The sequence below is a fragment of the Roseibium polysiphoniae genome, assembly GCF_014842925.1.
Lineage (GTDB): Bacteria > Pseudomonadota > Alphaproteobacteria > Rhizobiales > Stappiaceae > Roseibium > Roseibium polysiphoniae.
Genome location: NZ_JACYXJ010000001.1, coordinates 578,986 through 594,613 on the forward strand (window position 1 = coordinate 578,986; position 15,628 = coordinate 594,613).

At 55.6% G+C, this 15,628-nt stretch carries 14 protein-coding genes; 9 read left to right on the top strand and 5 right to left on the bottom strand.

From position 1 onward, the window contains the following. Nucleotides 1–10: 10 nt before the first annotated feature. Nucleotides 11–1,021: a GlxA family transcriptional regulator gene (locus tag IG617_RS02665; RefSeq protein ID WP_153769487.1), complete on the bottom strand. Its 1,011-nt coding sequence runs from the start codon at nt 1,019–1,021 to the stop codon at nt 11–13. A 375-nt stretch (nt 1,022–1,396) separates the two neighbouring features. On the opposite strand from IG617_RS02665, the gene IG617_RS02670 reads away from it, so the two are divergent. From IG617_RS02670 to IG617_RS02680, 3 genes are all read left to right on the top strand, one after another. After that, nucleotides 1,397–2,209, top strand: a complete 813-nt coding sequence (locus IG617_RS02670) for a ferredoxin--NADP reductase (RefSeq protein WP_192107042.1) — start codon at nt 1,397–1,399, stop codon at nt 2,207–2,209. Between the two features lie 258 nt (nt 2,210–2,467). Continuing rightward, the gene (locus IG617_RS02675; RefSeq protein ID WP_192107044.1) at nt 2,468–3,418 is read left to right on the top strand and encodes an N-acetylneuraminate synthase family protein; all 951 of its coding nucleotides are present in this window, start codon (nt 2,468–2,470) and stop codon (nt 3,416–3,418) included. Next, nucleotides 3,418–3,930: a KdsC family phosphatase gene (locus IG617_RS02680; protein ID WP_192107046.1), complete on the top strand. Its 513-nt coding sequence runs from the start codon at nt 3,418–3,420 to the stop codon at nt 3,928–3,930. Before IG617_RS02675 ends, IG617_RS02680 begins: the two co-directional genes overlap by 1 nt. A gap of 20 nt (nt 3,931–3,950) precedes the next feature. On the opposite strand, the gene IG617_RS02685 is transcribed toward IG617_RS02680, so the two are convergent. After that, nucleotides 3,951–4,631, bottom strand: a complete 681-nt coding sequence (locus tag IG617_RS02685) for a TylF/MycF/NovP-related O-methyltransferase (RefSeq protein ID WP_192107048.1) — start codon at nt 4,629–4,631, stop codon at nt 3,951–3,953. 449 nt (nt 4,632–5,080) lie between these two features. On the opposite strand from IG617_RS02685, the gene IG617_RS02690 reads away from it, so the two are divergent. The 3 genes from IG617_RS02690 to IG617_RS02700 all read left to right on the top strand — a co-directional run bounded on the left by IG617_RS02690 (nt 5,081) and on the right by IG617_RS02700 (nt 7,871). After that, nucleotides 5,081–5,653, top strand: coding sequence for a radical SAM protein (locus tag IG617_RS02690; RefSeq protein ID WP_192107050.1), 573 nt, complete (start codon nt 5,081–5,083; stop codon nt 5,651–5,653). Nucleotides 5,654–5,728: 75 nt separating this feature from the next. Then, nucleotides 5,729–6,910, top strand: coding sequence for an acylneuraminate cytidylyltransferase (locus IG617_RS02695; protein ID WP_192107052.1), 1,182 nt, complete (start codon nt 5,729–5,731; stop codon nt 6,908–6,910). A gap of 37 nt (nt 6,911–6,947) precedes the next feature. Beyond that, nucleotides 6,948–7,871 carry a class I SAM-dependent methyltransferase gene (locus IG617_RS02700; protein WP_192107054.1) on the top strand — a complete coding sequence of 308 codons (924 nt, stop codon included), beginning with the start codon at nt 6,948–6,950 and terminating at the stop codon, nt 7,869–7,871. 38 nt (nt 7,872–7,909) lie between these two features. Here the strand turns inward: IG617_RS02700 and IG617_RS02705 are convergent, their stop codons facing one another. The 3 genes from IG617_RS02705 to IG617_RS02715 form a co-directional block, all read right to left on the bottom strand. Then, the gene (locus IG617_RS02705) at nt 7,910–9,769 is read right to left on the bottom strand and encodes a tetratricopeptide repeat protein (RefSeq protein WP_192107056.1); all 1,860 of its coding nucleotides are present in this window, start codon (nt 9,767–9,769) and stop codon (nt 7,910–7,912) included. Nucleotides 9,770–10,014: 245 nt separating this feature from the next. Beyond that, nucleotides 10,015–10,683: an HAD-IA family hydrolase gene (locus IG617_RS02710; protein ID WP_192107058.1), complete on the bottom strand. Its 669-nt coding sequence runs from the start codon at nt 10,681–10,683 to the stop codon at nt 10,015–10,017. A gap of 92 nt (nt 10,684–10,775) precedes the next feature. Continuing rightward, entirely contained in the window at nt 10,776–12,527 is a 1,752-nt protein-coding gene (locus IG617_RS02715) for a methyl-accepting chemotaxis protein (protein WP_192107060.1), read from the bottom strand. 261 nt (nt 12,528–12,788) lie between these two features. On the opposite strand from IG617_RS02715, the gene rpiA reads away from it, so the two are divergent. The 3 genes from rpiA to gor all read left to right on the top strand — a co-directional run bounded on the left by rpiA (nt 12,789) and on the right by gor (nt 15,589). Continuing rightward, entirely contained in the window at nt 12,789–13,499 is a 711-nt protein-coding gene (rpiA, locus tag IG617_RS02720) for a ribose-5-phosphate isomerase RpiA (RefSeq protein ID WP_192107062.1), read from the top strand. A gap of 57 nt (nt 13,500–13,556) precedes the next feature. Beyond that, nucleotides 13,557–14,066, top strand: coding sequence for a DUF2059 domain-containing protein (locus IG617_RS02725; protein WP_192107064.1), 510 nt, complete (start codon nt 13,557–13,559; stop codon nt 14,064–14,066). Nucleotides 14,067–14,212: 146 nt separating this feature from the next. After that, nucleotides 14,213–15,589, top strand: a complete 1,377-nt coding sequence (gor, locus tag IG617_RS02730) for a glutathione-disulfide reductase (protein WP_192107066.1) — start codon at nt 14,213–14,215, stop codon at nt 15,587–15,589. The last annotated feature ends 39 nt before the right edge of the window (nt 15,590–15,628 follow it).

A 15,628-nucleotide genomic window follows, 5' to 3' on the forward strand; every position in this document is an offset into this window, starting at 1 on the left:
GCGGTTCTGGTCAGCGAACCGCCTGGCGCGCTCCAGCTGCGTCACTGCCCCACTGGTAGGTCTGACGTTCCTCGGTCGGCGTGCAGCTGAATCGCTCCCGGTAGCATTTTGTAAAATGCGAGGTTGAGGCAAAACCGCAAGCAAGCGCGACATCCAGCACAGGCCGGCCTGTTCTGCGCAGAAGATCGCGAGCGGTCTCCAGGCGAAGGCGCAGGTAATACTGGCCGGGCGTGCAGTTGAAGTGACGGCGGAAAAGCCGCTCCAGCTGGCGCGGGGACAGGCTGACGGTCATCGCGAGCTGCTGGCAGCTCAGTGGGTCTTCGATGTGCAGGTCCATGATACGCACCGCATCAAGGATCTTGGCGTTCGAAATTCCCGTGCGCGCCTCTGCGTCGTGGCGCTGGGCGCTCTCGCCGGAACGGATGTTCTGGTAGAGTGACACTTCAGCAATCTCATGGGCCAGATGTGCGCCATGCTGGATCGCGATCAGCCGCAGCATCATGTCCATGGAGGCCATGCCGCCCGCGCAGGTAATGCAATTGCGGTCGATGGCGAAGATGTCGGCCCGCACTTCAACGTCCGGGAATTCTTCGCGCAATGAGCGCAGGTTTTCCCAGTGAATGGTGCAACGGCGACCGTCCAGAAGATGGTATCTGGCAAGCAGATAGGACCCTGTGCAGATGGCGCCATAAGTTCGGCCCATCGCGTTCAGGCGGCGCAGGCGTTTGCCCAGCTCCGGGTCGACCGGAAGCCGCTCAACATCCAGCCCAGTACACAAAAGTGTAACGTCAGCGTCTTCCAGTTCGCGAATAGAAGATTGAACCGAAATTTCGACGCCGTTGCTCGCCGTGACAGGATTGCCGTCTAAGGAGTAAGTCTTCCAGGTATAGTACTCTTTTCCGATCAGCCTATTTGCTAGTCGCAGAGGTTCTATGACCGATGAAAACGCTATCATCGAGAAGCGATCAAGGATTACGAATGCTATCCGTTTTCCTTCTGAATACTGTTCCTGTTCGGACATGGTTTCAGTCCTTTTGAAGTGTCTGGAAAGTGTAAGTTTTTTTATTATTTCGAGAGTGCTTCGGATTCTCGTTTCTGTCAAACAAGTCCTGCACTTGAACTTAATTATTCCCTCGTTGTGGTGCAGTCACCAAGCACCTGCACAACGCTTCAGCCATTTCTGGGCGATTTTTGCGCCAAATGCACTTTTGTGAGCCAGAGATGGAGAAACGTGCCTTGGCGGCAGGGAAATTTGCCGGTGCCGGAGGGGCGATCGGGATCAATTTTCTGCCAATTGTGCAAATCAGAGACCGTCATTGCTTCAAATCAAGGCTGGGCAGGTGTTAGAGAGTAGCCTGAATATGTCGACACTATCGTGAGCGGAAGTCCAAACAACATGAACGTTCTTGCCAAGGCTGCCGATCTGGAAGCTGCCGCGCCTGCCGGCGCCTACGTCCAGGAAGTCACTTCGGTCCAGCATTACACCGACCGTCTTTTCAAGTTCCGCATGACGCGGCCCGCCAGTTTCCGCTTCCGGTCCGGTGAATTTGTCATGATCGGCCTGATGATTGACGGCAAGCCACTCTACCGCGCCTATTCGATTGCGAGCCCGTCCTGGGACGAGGAGCTGGAGTTCTTTTCCATCAAGGTGCCCGACGGCCCCCTGACCCAGCACCTGCAAACGATCCAGCCGGGCGATGCCGTGCTGATGAAGAAGAAGTCGACCGGAACCCTGGTCAATGACGCCCTGGTCCCCGGAAAACGCGTCTATATGTTCTCCACCGGCACGGGGCTTGCTCCTTTCGCCAGCCTGATCCGCGATCCGGACACCTATGAAAAGTTCGAGCAGGTCATTGTGACCCATACCTGCCGCGACGTGGCGGAGTTGAAATACGGCCTCGACCTGGTCGAAGCGACCAAGAACGATCCGCTGATTGGTGAACTCGCTCAGGAGAAGCTGGTCCACTATGCGTCGGTGACGCGAGAGGACTATCCGTTCAAGGGACGCATCACCGACCTGATCGAAAACGGCAAGCTGTTCACCGATCTGGACGTCCCGCCATTGGACCCGGCGATCGATCGCGGCATGATCTGCGGCTCCATGGACATGATCAAGGACACAAAGGTCTTGCTCGAGAAAGCCGGCCTGACCGAAGGCGCCAACAACAAACCCGCCGAATTCGTCGTCGAACGCGCGTTTGTTGGTTGAGCAAATAACAAGCGCCACGGCATGCAGTTCTTAACCGTTTAAGCAATGCCCGGCACTGCCGGGCATTGCTGTTTGGCGCCGTCTCAAAAGTGTGCCGGGGAATGCGAGATTGGCAGAGGCTGACTTTTCGCGGCCGAATTTGCCAGAAATCGGTGGGAAAAGCGTAAAATGGCTTCGCATTAAACCGCCAGTGGCTACAGTCTTGCCAAACATTTAGGCGCTTACAGGCGCTATACACTCCAAGAGACAGCCCGCGACATGAAAAGCGACTGCGGAATTAGCGTGATTGCCGAGGTCGGATGCAATCACAAAGGCGACATGGAAATTGCTTGCCGGATGATTGAGATCGCCGCTCGTGAATGTGGCGCCGATGTCGTGAAGTTTCAAAAGCGCGACAACAAAACACTTCTGTCAGAGAGCGTTTACAACAGCCCTCATCCTGTGCCGAAAAATTCCTATGGCCGAACCTATGGTGAGCATCGCGAATTCCTCGAGTTCTCCGCAGGGCAGCATAGGGAATTACAAGAAGAGTGCAGACGTCACGGCATAGAATATTCGACGTCTGTGTGGGATCTCGTGTCCGCAAGTGAGATTGTCGCGCTGAAACCGGCGATGATAAAGGTGCCGTCTGCGACCAATCAGAATTTCGATGTTCAGGAGTTTGTCTGCCGGGAATTCGACGGCGAGATCCACGTTTCAACCGGCATGACGACACGCGTTGAACTCGATGCGCTGATTTCGTTTTATGAAGGTTTGGGTCGGGCCAAGGACCTGGTGGTCTACGCGTGCACGTCCGGCTATCCGGTTCCGCCCGAGGACGTCTGCCTTCTCGAAATAAATCATTTGCAAGAGCGCTATGGCGACCGGGTCGGAGCAATCGGCTTTTCGGGTCATCACCTCGGTATTGCTATTGATGTCGCTGCCACAGCCCTTGGTGCGGCAGGAGCAGAGCGCTACGGCCAGGGCCGTTTCTCCTACATTGAGCGGCACTTCACGCTCGACCGCGCCTGGAAGGGAACTGACCATTCCGCCAGTCTGGAGCCTCAGGAACTGCGCCAGCTTTGTTCCGATATCAAGACAGTTGCATCGGCGTTGACTTATAAGCCGATGGATATTCTCGATATTGAAGTGCCTCAGCGGCACAAGTTGAAGTGGCGCGAAGGCACGCAGGCCTTTCAAAGCAAGAAGCTGCTCAACAAGGTCTCCTGATGTCGAACTGCTCGGAGGTCGCAAAGCCGATTGATCAAATTCGGGCAGTCATTACCGATTTCGACGGTGTGCATACCGACAACAGCGTCCTGATCGGTGAAGACGGAAGTGAGTTCGTAAGGTGCAGCCGCGCTGACGGCATGGGCATTGAGCGATTGCGGGATCGCGGCGTCCGTCTGCTGATGCTATCGCGTGAGGCCAACAAGGTTGTCGCGGCACGAGCTGCCAAACTCCAGATGGACGTTGCCCACAAGGTGATCGACAAATTGTCATTCCTGGACGATTGGCGAAAGGACCATGGCCTTGAGTGGCGCCAAATTGCCTATATCGGTGATGATATCAACGATCTGGAGTGTATGAAGGCTTGTGGGCTGGCGGCAGCTCCGGCAAATGCGCACCCTGAAATCAAGCAGGTCGCAACAATTCTGCTGAGCCGCAGCGGAGGCGACGGCGCGGTTCGGGAGCTGAGTGATCTGCTGATCAAGGAACAGATGTTGCAGTCGGCGACATGAAGAGCGGTTCAACGCTGAAATTATAGCTTTCTGACAAACGCGGGTTGCCGGTAGTAGGGCAACTTTTCCAGCTTCAATCCGGTCTTCTCGATAAAGCGATCCACAGAAATCGTGGCGCCTGCGACGGCCTGATAGTCATCGAACATGATGATGCCGCCTTTAACGACGCGGTCGTAAAGAAGCTCCAGCGCGAAGTCAGTCGGCTCCATCACGTCCATATCCAGATGCAGGAGCGCGATTCTCGTGGCGGGATTGCTAGAGAGGTATTCGGGCAGAGTGTCGAATACATTGCCTTCAATCAGCTTCGTGTTGGTAAAACCCTTCCTCTCGAGAATGGCTTCGAGATCCTGCTTCGCAAGCGCATCTCCCGCTTCAGATGCATAATCATCAACAAACTTGAGGTCGTCGCTTGAGAGGATGTTCGTGGTCGGAAATTTTCCGAACGTGTCGAAACCGACGATCCTGCGAGAGGTCTGATCCTCCATGAAATTGCGGAAGGTCGCGAACCGGATAAGAGACAAGCCCTTGAAAACGCCGAACTCGAACACGTCGCCAGGCAAGTCCACAATCATCTTGTACAGGTCATACTGCGCGAGCGCCTTGTTTAAGCGGGAAGGTTCCGAGAACCAGAAATAGCCGTTCTCATGGTCCCAGATATCGTCACTTTTGAGGTCCCGGATCTCAAGGGAAGAGGAGGCCATGGAGCGTGTCCCTGCTTACGTATGTATTTCTAGGCTCGACCGGCATTTCGACCGTAGCTAGATCGTAGGCCTTCGAGATTGTCGAGCAAGTCAAGAGCCCGAGCTGCGCCAACCTATCAACAAGATGATGGCAAGCGTTACCCTGGGCACCTAACCATATTGGGCAGTTCGCTGAAGACTTCACCACCAGTGGAGGGCGGTGAGCCATGGTGATAAATCTCACTTGTGAGACGATTCAACTAATGCAAATGTTTCTAGACGAGATTCGGAGCCCGCTGGCACTGATGCGAATATGGGGTATAAGCCTATACCCGCTGCATTTTTAGCTGCCGTCTCCAGTATTATGACATGGCTTTAGGCCGCAAGGACTTAAGGTTGAACAGGTGTGCATCTGGGACAGCGCCCGCAGGTCGCACAGAGCGCAAATCAGGGCATAGCAGGCACGACGAATGAACGTTGTTTTTCCCGGGGCATTTCTTGATGAGCTTAAATATACATCCCTGACGGGGGTGAAAGTCACGCTCATCAATATGCCGATCCGGGAACAGGCCAAACCCAACAATCCGTCTTTTGGTCCTGCGTTGCTGGCCGCGCGTCTGCGCGAATATGGCGCAGAACCGACCATTATTGATCTCAACATCTATCGCGTGCGGGATGAAGATGCTGCCAAGCGTGGCTTGGAACATGGCAGAACGCTTACCTTCGAAGAAGCAGGCGGTCTTATATCGCGAACGCTCAATAAGGTCGGCAGCCAGCATGTGATAGGATTGTCAGGCCTGATCACCACGCTGAAGTGGCAAACTCAAATCGCTCGGATGATCAAGGCGGTTGATCCTGACGCAATGCTCGTAAGCGGCGGCGGACTGGCGACCCAGTTTCGAACCGATCTGTTTGGCTGGATCCCAGAACTGGATGCTGTTGCCCATAGTGAGGGCGATGACATCATCCTCAAGATCGCACACGACGCAAAGACCATTCGTGACCACGGATTTGAGAAGGCTCAGCTGGCGTGCTGTTCGTGACCGTTTTCGCGAGAAAGGCCGGGGAATGAGTGATGGAGCGGAAAGAGGAAATTGGGCGGTCCTGGAGCCTCTGAAATGAAAATTGTTGCCGCTATTCCGGCCCGTGGTGGATCGGTTGGGCTGCCGGGGAAGAACATTCGTCCGCTGAACGGGATTCCTCTTGTGGGGCGAACGGTTCGCGCCGCACGCGGGTCGCGGTTCATTTCCGATGTGTTCGTATCCAGTGACTCTGAGCAAATTCTTTCAGTGGCGCATAAGTATGGTGCGATCGGGTTTCAGCGCCCGGATGAGCTGAGCGGGCCAACTGCCAGTTCGGAATCGGCGCTGATACATCTACTTCGCAACGAGCCGTCCTTGCTAGCGGACCCGCCGGACGTTCTTGTCTTTCTTCAATGCACAGCTCCCTTCACACTCGCACACCATGTTGATCAGGTGGTTGAAGCTCTTTTGTCTGAGGATGCGACCAGCGCAATATCTGTCGTTGACGATCACGGCTTCTACTGGGAAGTCGATGAGCACGGCGCAGGCGTAGGGCTTAATCACGACCCCAGCTTGCCCAGAATCCGCCGACAGGACATATCCGCACGATATCGCGAAAATGGCGCCGTCTACGCCATGCGCGTTCCAGAGTTTCTCGAGACGGAAAATCGCTACTGCGGAAAGACGATACTTGTGCCTTTGGACTCGACCTGGATCGAGATAGACACCTCCCAGGACTGGGACATTGCCGAGGCTTTCATCAAGACCGAGCCTTTCACAGGTGCGATCAATATGGACGCGATAGCGCCGATTAAAGCGTTGGTAAGCGCTTTTGAAGGCGTTCATACTGACAACAGCGTATTCGTTTCCGTTGACGGAATTGAATCTATCAGGTGCAATCGCAGTGACGAGATGGGGCTGGATCTTTTGATTGGCCGGGGAACCGACCTTCTCATGCTTGAGCGTGAGCATAGTCCACTAGCTGCAGCGCGAGCGCGCAAGCTTGTAATGGAATTTCGATCCCACCCTTATGACAAGAAAGAAGTTTTGAACGAATGGCGCCTTGCCAAGGGACTGGAGTGGGGCGAGATCGCCTTCATCGGCGAGGACATCAGCGATTTGCCTGCGATGCTTGCCTGTGGTCTCAGTGCCGCACCATGCAGTGCGCAATCGGAGGTAAAGGCGCAGGCTGATGTTGTTCTGGAGCGACGCGGCGGGCAGGGCGCTGTGCGTGAGTTTTGTGACTTGTTGATTTCGAGGAAACTCCTCGGCAATTGAAACCGCGTGCTACAGCGGACAGGGGATTGGAGACGACATGACTTTGAAGGGTGGACCTTCAGCCAATGCACGTGAAGTCCGCAATCGGATTCGGGAGACCCTTGAGGTTCTGAACCTGTCGAGTGCAGATACTTTGGAGATCTATGCGGAAGAGACGCGTGATGTGAAACCTCTCATTGTCCATCGCGACAGACTTTCTGGCGTCGTATTGATTGACACATTTTATGTTGGAGACGAGACCTATTGCGACGGTGGGTATCGGCAGCAGAGCGTCGCGCGAGCGGGCGCTCGTGACTATGAGGTCAAAGCTGATGCATTGCGACGGTCGAAATCTTATGACCAATTCTATACAGGCAAACGCATTGCTGATTTTGGTTGTGGGGAAGGCGCTTTTCTCCAAGCTGTTTCGTCAGATGCAGGAGACGTAATCGGCATCGAGCTGCAGGAAAGCTTTGTGAAGGCTCTCCGGCAGGACGGCATTAGTTGCGTCCGCTCATTGCAGGAGATCGAAGATGCTTCGCTGGATGCGCTTTTTTGCTTTCACGTACTTGAGCATCTTCCCGATCCATTAAATGATCTGGCCTCTATGAGGGCCAAGCTGAAACCAGGTGGACGACTTATCATCGAGGTCCCGCACGCAAGCGACCTTCTTTTGTCGCAGGTTCGTTGCGAAGCATTTAAGGTCTTTACCCTTTGGAGCCAGCATTTGCTGTTGCATACACGGGAGAGCTTACGGCGGATGGTTTCATATGCCGGGTTTGAACAGGTTATGATTGAAGGGGTCCAGCGCTACCCCTTGTCCAATCACATGACTTGGCTCGCGAATGCAAAGCCAGGTGGACATAAGTCAACTCTCTCGATACTCGATACGCCCGAACTCACAGCGGCATATGAGGCGGCTCTGCGCAAGATAGACGCGACAGACACGCTCGTTGCGGTTGCTACTGCTCCCGGGATTTGAGATCGCTGATGGGCGACGTTTTTATCGGTTCAAACCACCTAAAGGCCAAGCCGCGCGTTGCGTTGATCTGGTGAAAAAGTCTTCAGCCAGATGTCCAGCGCACTTTTTAGGCGTGGAACGACAGCAACGGCCGGTTCCTCTTCAGCGACTGGGAAGTGCGTTGTGAAAGGGGACCAGGGAATATAGTCCTTGCCGAGCATGATAATTGCCTCCGGAGGACCAAAGCGCCAACATGGGATGCCATAACACCCAGCGATATCGGCAACGCTGGTGTTGGCCGATATCACAAGGTCGCAACAGGCAGTTAGAGCCGCTGCAGCATGGATGTCGTCAAATAGGTCAACGTCATCTAAATGGTGAAAGTTGAATTCTCTTTTTTGGGCCAGATAGTCACGTTCGCGCTCAATGCTGAGATACTGCAAGTTGACGTATATAACGTCGTCAAACTCCAGAATTGGCGAAATCTCAGGCGCAGACAGGTAGTATCTTGCCCGGTATTCTGCGAGGTTTTTTGACCTCCAGCTAATTCCGACTATTGGCTTCTCTTCATAGCCATTCAGGCGATGAAGATACTCGCGTGCCCTTTTTGCGTCGAAAGTAAAGGCGGGAAATTTTGCTTTTTCAAAATCCTCGTGGGATCGACGGTAGAACTTCGCAAGATCTGTTAGTGAGCAATGAAAGTCATAGTCGTGGGTTTGAGCCATCATGGTCGCCGAGTCGAAAGCGGTTGGTCGAATTTCAATTTCAGGAAAGCTGAAGGCAAAGGCCTCCCGAATTTTCGGAGGCAGCTCGATGAGTACACGGGCGCCGGTCTCCAGAAGATCGGGAATAATGGTCCCGCTGCGCAGCGCATCACCCAAGCCTTGGTCTGGCCAAAGCAAGATGGACTTGCCGGTGAGAGGCTCTCCGTCCCACTCGGGCCTTTCGAACTTGCGGCAAAGTGTCGTGGAGTTCGTGTCCAAAAACCGGGCGCGGTGCAAATCCCAACCCCGGCCAAGTTCTCCCATGCCCAGATGAACAAGAGATAAGTTCCAATCGACAACTGGTAGTGTTCCAGGCGCAACGGCTTGCGCCTTCTTGTAAGAAACCGCTGCCTTGTCCAGTACGCCCATTGCGTTATGGTGAACGCCAAGCGTGACATGCTTATGGTAGTTGTCAGGGTCCTGTTTTGCTGCAAACTCCGCGTGCGGAAGGCCTTCGAAAGTGCGGCTTTGCTTGAACAAGTTGCGGGCCAACTCGTGATGCAAATCGCCATTGTCCGGAAACAGTTCCAAGGCCTTCTTCAATTCCGCGTCGTTCTCCTTGAGCTGATTTGCCTCGTGTCTGGCCCTTGCGCGCTGGATGTAGTTTTCCGGATTGTCCGGATCAAGCTGTGTGCATTTGAAAAAGAAAACCGCTGCCTTGTCGTGATCGCCGTTGTCCCGCAGGAGAATGGCGTAGTTCCGATAGGCATCGGGATGCTCAGGGTGGCGGACAATAAGGCGCTGGAATATCTCCTCGGCTTCCTCCAGACGCTCCAGCTTGCTCAGTGCGATCGCTTGTAGGTTTTGCGTTTCGATGATGTTGGGATCAAGAGAAAGCGCCTTTTGGGTTACCGCCAGCGTGGTCTCCGGCGTTGTGCCTGGAAGATCGGACATCGCCCTGGCCAGATTGGCGTAAAAAGGCGCGCGGTCATCGGCAAGTTTGATGGCCTTCTGGATGTACTCCATGGCGCGCTTCGGAAAGCCGAGCTGACGATAGCAGACGCCCAGCAGATGATTGGCGTCGGGATTGTTGGGCACCTTTTTCAGGACCTGCTTGTAAAGCCGTTGTGCCTTTTCGATCTCGCCCTGCTTTTGGTAGGCGAGCGCCTTGTGCATCTTTTCCATCAATGGATTGGCTGCAGTCTTTGGCGCCATCTTTCTATCGGTCCTTACCTGTCACCCGCGGGAATCAATTTGGGCAAGTCTAGCAGCCAGTGCTTCCGGAGGGGGAGGACAGGTCAGTGAGGGTGCCGCATTGGCGCGATTTTTCGTGGAAAGACGCCCATGTCCACTGCCTAACGTGGTCTAGCCGCGTTGGTGCGCACCATTGAAAGCACGATCCTGCCCGGTCAATCAGCTGGCATGGCAGCAAGGTACTTAGTCCGAGTGGGGCTCGTTATTCAAGATGAAAGCCGCAGGTCCAGGATAGCTTGGGGCAGCTCGTTGAAGTGGGAAATGATGCGATCTGGTCCCAGATCCGAGACGGGCACTTGCGTGTAGCCGAAGTCTACCGCGACGACCGGAATGCCCGCAGCGCGGGCGGCGTCAATGTCTGTCGCCGTGTCACCGATCATGACTGATCGTTCCCAGGCGCCACCGGCGCGGGAAATGGCGCCCAGCACGGGCTCCGCGTGAGGCTTCGCATTTGCAAACGTGTCGCGCGCGACAATTGCGTCGAAATGACGGGTCATGTCGAGGGCGTTCAGAAGGGCGTGTGTCAGCCGTTCGATCTTGTTCGTGCAGACGGCTAGCCGCCAGCCTGCGTCCCGCAGCTGTATCATCGCGTCGATCGCCCCGGGGAAGGGGCGGGTTTGATCGGCTATATGCGCCTCGTAGTAGGTCAAAAACTGGCCGAACAATGGCGTGATGTCATCGTCGGTCCAGGCGACGCCGTTTGCTTCGAGACCTTTCTGCAGGAGCGCTTTTGCACCTTGGCCGACCTGCGCGCGCACGCTCTCCGGCGCGACGGCGCGATGTCCATTCTCGACGAGGACGGCATTCAACGTTGCCGTCAGGTCTGACATGGAAGACACAAGCGTGCCGTCGAGATCGAAGACAAGAACAGACATAGGCAGGCCTTTCGAAGGCAGAAGGCATCAGAGGCCCCGCTGCTTAGCCTTTCCAATCCTTCGCGACAAGGGATCTGCGCACGTTCGCTGTTTTAGAGCTTGTAGGCCGTCCGGAAACCGCCCCAGTGCCTGCCGTCCACAATGATCGGTGCATCGACTTCGCGCATCCAGACGAATTTACCATTGCCCATGTCCCGCGCGTAGCTCTGGATCAGGAAGGGCCGAGTATTGCGTCCGGCACTGAGTCCCGCGCGGTCATCGAAAATGCGTTTGTTTCTGCAATTGGCCGCATTCCATACCGGGTCATCCGGACGTTGCGGATGGGAATAGGCCTTGTTGTGAACCGGCAGATATCCGTTCCTGTCGACAGCCGTGCAAAATGCCATGCTCTGGTCCAGAGACAGGATTTCTTCCAGGATCTCAGGCATGACTTCTTCGAGCTGTGTGATGCAGCCCGTGCTGTATTGCTGCGGGTCCGTGCCTTCGATCGGCCGATATTTCGTGTCGAACAGGCTGTCGACGGTCAGCCGGCGGGTGGAAAGAAGATGTTCCATGGCTGCGGCAATCTTGTCCGCTCCCGCCTGGGCCCGCTCCACGAAGACGCGGTTGTCCGCATGAATGCGTTCGATCAGCTGGCCGAGCGCCGCCGTGAAGCCCTCACTCTGCGAAGAGAAAGCGCAATGAGCGCCGTTTTCGGAAATGTGGACAATCCTGGCATCGCAGCCTTCGAGACCATTGAGCGAGATCTTGATCTGTTGGCCGGTGGCCAGGGACCCTTCGCTGAACCCTTTGAACAGGAGTCCGCCCTCGGAAATGTCGATCGTCTCAATGGCGATCTTCTGACCGCCCGCGCCAACATGGCCCTTGAGTTTGATCGGAAGACGGTCCGATTTCCGTCGGTCGCCGACCGCGCTCTGACGGATCATCATTGTGAACCGATTGCCGAGATTGCGGGCGGACACGCCCATATCGGCACTGGCTTGACTGGCTTCATTGGCGACCAGGAGGGCGTCATTTGTCGAGGCATCGATCGCATCGGCGCGGCCCGTGACATCCTGAACAAACGTCGCGGTTTCGCTCGCACGTTCACCAATCTGGCTCGTCGTGCCGATCTGTTCCTGAACGGCTTCTTCAACCGCGGCAAAGCTTGGCCGGATCTGACCAATCACGTCGATGATGCGATTGACCGAGCCGATACTGGTCTCGGCAGAAACCTGCAGTCGATCGATGTTGGCGACGATTTCATCGGTGGCGTTTTGCGTTTCGACGGAGAGGGATTTCACTTCATTGGCGACGACCGCGAAGCCCTTGCCGGCTTCTCCGGCCCGGGCAGCCTCAATCGTTGCGTTCAGCGCAAGAAGATTGGTCTGTTTGGCAACATCGGAAATCAGCTTTACGACGTTGGCGATATCCTCAATCGCGGTCTTCAGGTCGAGCACACCCGCGTTGGCTTCATCTGCCACGTCGCGGGCCTGTTCCGCCAGCTGGTTCGAGAGAACAACTTGCTTGCCAATCTCGTTGCTGGACGTTGCAAGTTCGGTGATGGAATCAGCGAGGGCCGTCGCGTTTGAGGCAGCCTCTGCGCTTTGTTCGCGAAGACCGCCGCTCTCGGCCTGAATGTGACTGAGAAGCTGGATCTGCTCGGAGATCTTCTCCTGAACCGCAGCCGCGTCCTTGCTGACGTCTTTGGCTGCGACCTGAAGGTCATCCTCGATGGAATCGAGCGCAAAAGCCATCATTCCGCTGGTATCGGTGGATTCTTGTTCACTTTCAAGAACTGGCGGATCTGACTGTATCGGCGCAGAAACTTCCGGTGATTGTCGTTTTAGCTTAAGAAGTTTCATTCCCTGCGGCTCCTCCACCAACGGAAATTTTAAGTAATTGAGAAATTGTAATTTGAAGCTTATGGTTAATTTGTTAACGGCGTGTTTTCATCTTCTCGTCGGCAAACGGGTGCTTTGCCCTTTGCCGCTCATCAAAGGCGTGCTAATCACGCCGCTCAGATGACCGCGCGAAGCAAATTTGCAGGGCTTCATACTTGGCCCCTCGCAACATGGATCCTTTGCTTCGTGAAAATCTGCTGCGGATGAGGGATGACGAGCAGAATGAGTGATGAGTGGAAGCGCCTTGCCGCCGAGCGTGCTGTTGAGGATGTGATGCCCGGAATGAAGCTGGGGATCGGAACCGGCTCTACGGCAGAGCATTTTGTCAAAGCCTTGGGCGCGCGCGTCCGGGATGGTCTTGATGTCATCGGCGTTCCGACATCCGAGCGCACGCGCGAACTGGCTCTATCCGAAGGGATTCAACTGACCACTCTTGAGGCAGAGCCTCAACTGGATCTTACGGTTGATGGTGCGGATGAGCTGGATCCCTCGCTCGTTCTCATCAAGGGTGGCGGCGGCGCACTGTTGCGCGAGAAGATCGTTGCGGCGGCTTCCAAACGGATGATTGTGATCGCAGACGCGAGCAAAGTGGTCGATGTGCTCGGCGCATTTGCTCTGCCGATCGAAGTGATGCCGTTTGGCTTGGCCGCGACATGGAATGCGATTGAGGCCGCGCTTGCGGAAAACGGTTTGTCAGGAGACCTGGTTTTGCGTGGCGGCAAGGATCATCCTTTCGTCACAGATGGTGGGCACTACATCATCGACGCTGCGCTCGGCCGCATAGAGCATCCTGCCTGCCTTGCAGAAGACCTGGCGGCCATTCCTGGTGTTGTCGAGCACGGCTTGTTCATCGGTCTTGCGGACAAGGCCTATGTGGCCGGAGCTGATGGCGTGCTCGTTGTGGAAGCCACAGCGCAAGACGCCGAAAATTGATTTTTGGAATTTGACGACAGGTGGCGTACAACGACCTGTCCGTGATGGAGTTCGACTATGAAACTTAAGTCCTTGCTGACCGCTGGTCCCTTTGTCGGTGCAGCTCTTTTCTTCGCCGGTTTTCTTCCGCTCAGCGCTCAAGCGCAGGAGTTCAGCGAGAGCCACATCGAAGCGGCTCGTCAGGTTGTCAAGGAAACCAAGGCTCTGGGATCGTTCGATGACATTCTACCGCTTCTTGCTGAGCAGACGCGCACCTTGTTCATCCAGTCCGACCCATCCCGCACCCAGGAAGTTGTCGACGTTTCGACAGAAGTGGCGCTGAAGCTTGCGCCGCGTCGCAGCGAATTGAACAACTCGATCTATGAAATCTGGGCGCGCCGGTTCTCCGAAGAAGAACTTAATCAGCTTGCTGAGTTTTACCGCTCGCCGATCGGCACAAAGCTCGCTGAAAATGGCCCGACCATCACCGCACTGGCGATTGGTGCCGCGCGCCAGTGGCAGGATGCGATTTCGACCGAGATGGTCACCCTTGTTCGCGAAGAGCTCGACAAGCGCGCCGCAGAATAATCGTCATTCACTGCTTCGTGACGCCGAATTGCAACAAGGCCGCTTCTGCGGCCTTGTTTTTTGAAAGATCAACGCCGATATCCGCTTATCTTTCAAGGTGATGCGGAACAGGCCCGCGAGCGGCCAAACCAAACAATGAGGATCCCATGAGCGACTTTGATTATGATCTCTTTGTCATTGGCGGCGGCTCGGGCGGCGTGCGTGCAGCCCGGATCGCAGCCACTCATGGCGCGAAGGTCGGAATCGCGGAAGAGTTCCGATATGGCGGAACCTGTGTCATTCGCGGCTGTGTGCCGAAAAAGCTCTTTGTTTATGCGTCCAAGTTCTCGGAAGAGTTCGAAGACGCGGAAGGCTTCGGCTGGAGTGTCGGGGAACGCCAGTTCTCGTGGGAAAAGCTTGTTGCAGCGAAAGACCAGGAGATCACCCGGCTAGAGGGAATCTATCGGCGCAATTTGGAGCGGACGAACGTCGAACCCCATGACAGCCGCGCTGTTTTGGAGGGACCGAATACGGTTCGCCTGCTTGCGACCGGCCAGACCTTTACCGCGAAATATATCCTGGTTGCAGTTGGCGCCTCGCCGAATGTTGATGACGATCTTATCGGCGGCGAACATGTGATCACCTCGAATGAGGCATTCAACCTGGCTGACTTGCCGCAAAAGGTTGTGGTTGTCGGCGGCGGCTATATTGCGGTCGAGTTCGCCGGGATCTTCAACGGTCTTGGTGTTGATACCACCTTGATGTACCGCGGCGATGAGATCTTGCGCGGTTTCGACATGGATTTGCGCACGGCTGTGCGTGACGAGATGGAGAAAAAGGGCATCCGCGTCGTTCTTGGCGATACCTTTACGGAAATCGCGAAAAAGGCAGACGGCACGCTTTCGGGCAAGACCCGAAAGGGGGCAACGCTGGAAGCAGACCAGATCATGCATGCGATCGGACGCAAGCCGCATACGGTGGGCCTTGGTCTGGAGCAGGCAGGCGTTGAGATGGATGCCATCGGCGCGATCAAGGTGGATGCGTCCTCCAAGTCATCGGTTCCGTCGGTCTATGCGGTCGGCGATGTGACCAATCGCGCCAATCTGACGCCGGTCGCCATTCGCGAAGGGCATGCCTTCGCCGACACGATTTTCGGCAACAAGCCCTGGACGGTGAACCACAGCTTGATTGCGACCGCGGTCTTTTCCCAGCCAGAGCTCGGCACGGTCGGCCTGACCCAGGAAGAAGCGCTGAAGGTCACGTCGAACGTTGACATCTACAAGTCGACCTTCCGTCCGATGAAGCATACGCTGTCCGGCCGTGACGAGAAGATGCTGATGAAGATCATCGTCGATGCGGATACTGACAAGGTGCTGGGCGTCCACATCATGGGACCGGATGCAGGCGAACTTGCGCAGGTGCTTGGCATCACGCTCGAGATGGGAGCGACCAAGGCCGACTTCGATCGCACGATTGCAGTTCATCCGACTGCTGCCGAGGAACTGGTCACCATGCGCGAGCCGACAGAACGCATTCGCGGCTAGGCGCTGCGCTATTTCGCCTTCGTTGAAGAAAGTCGAGAA

Bases quoted from the DNA above. Each gene is read 5' to 3' on its own strand.
- IG617_RS02705 (WP_192107056.1), bottom strand. From the start codon at position 9,769: ATGGCGCCAAAGACTGCAGCCAATCCATTGATGGAAAAGATGCACAAG.
- IG617_RS02710 (WP_192107058.1), bottom strand. From the start codon at position 10,683: ATGTCTGTTCTTGTCTTCGATCTCGACGGCACGCTTGTGTCTTCCATG.
- gor (WP_192107066.1), top strand. From the start codon at position 14,213: ATGAGCGACTTTGATTATGATCTCTTTGTCATTGGCGGCGGCTCGGGC.
- IG617_RS02695 (WP_192107052.1), top strand. From the start codon at position 5,729: ATGAAAATTGTTGCCGCTATTCCGGCCCGTGGTGGATCGGTTGGGCTG.
- IG617_RS02715 (WP_192107060.1), bottom strand. From the start codon at position 12,527: ATGAAACTTCTTAAGCTAAAACGACAATCACCGGAAGTTTCTGCGCCG.
- IG617_RS02685 (WP_192107048.1), bottom strand. From the start codon at position 4,631: ATGGCCTCCTCTTCCCTTGAGATCCGGGACCTCAAAAGTGACGATATC.
- rpiA (WP_192107062.1), top strand. From the start codon at position 12,789: ATGAGTGATGAGTGGAAGCGCCTTGCCGCCGAGCGTGCTGTTGAGGAT.
- IG617_RS02700 (WP_192107054.1), top strand. From the start codon at position 6,948: ATGACTTTGAAGGGTGGACCTTCAGCCAATGCACGTGAAGTCCGCAAT.
- IG617_RS02675 (WP_192107044.1), top strand. From the start codon at position 2,468: ATGAAAAGCGACTGCGGAATTAGCGTGATTGCCGAGGTCGGATGCAAT.
- IG617_RS02680 (WP_192107046.1), top strand. From the start codon at position 3,418: ATGTCGAACTGCTCGGAGGTCGCAAAGCCGATTGATCAAATTCGGGCA.
- IG617_RS02670 (WP_192107042.1), top strand. From the start codon at position 1,397: ATGAACGTTCTTGCCAAGGCTGCCGATCTGGAAGCTGCCGCGCCTGCC.
- IG617_RS02665 (WP_153769487.1), bottom strand. From the start codon at position 1,021: ATGTCCGAACAGGAACAGTATTCAGAAGGAAAACGGATAGCATTCGTA.
- IG617_RS02690 (WP_192107050.1), top strand. From the start codon at position 5,081: ATGAACGTTGTTTTTCCCGGGGCATTTCTTGATGAGCTTAAATATACA.
- IG617_RS02725 (WP_192107064.1), top strand. From the start codon at position 13,557: ATGAAACTTAAGTCCTTGCTGACCGCTGGTCCCTTTGTCGGTGCAGCT.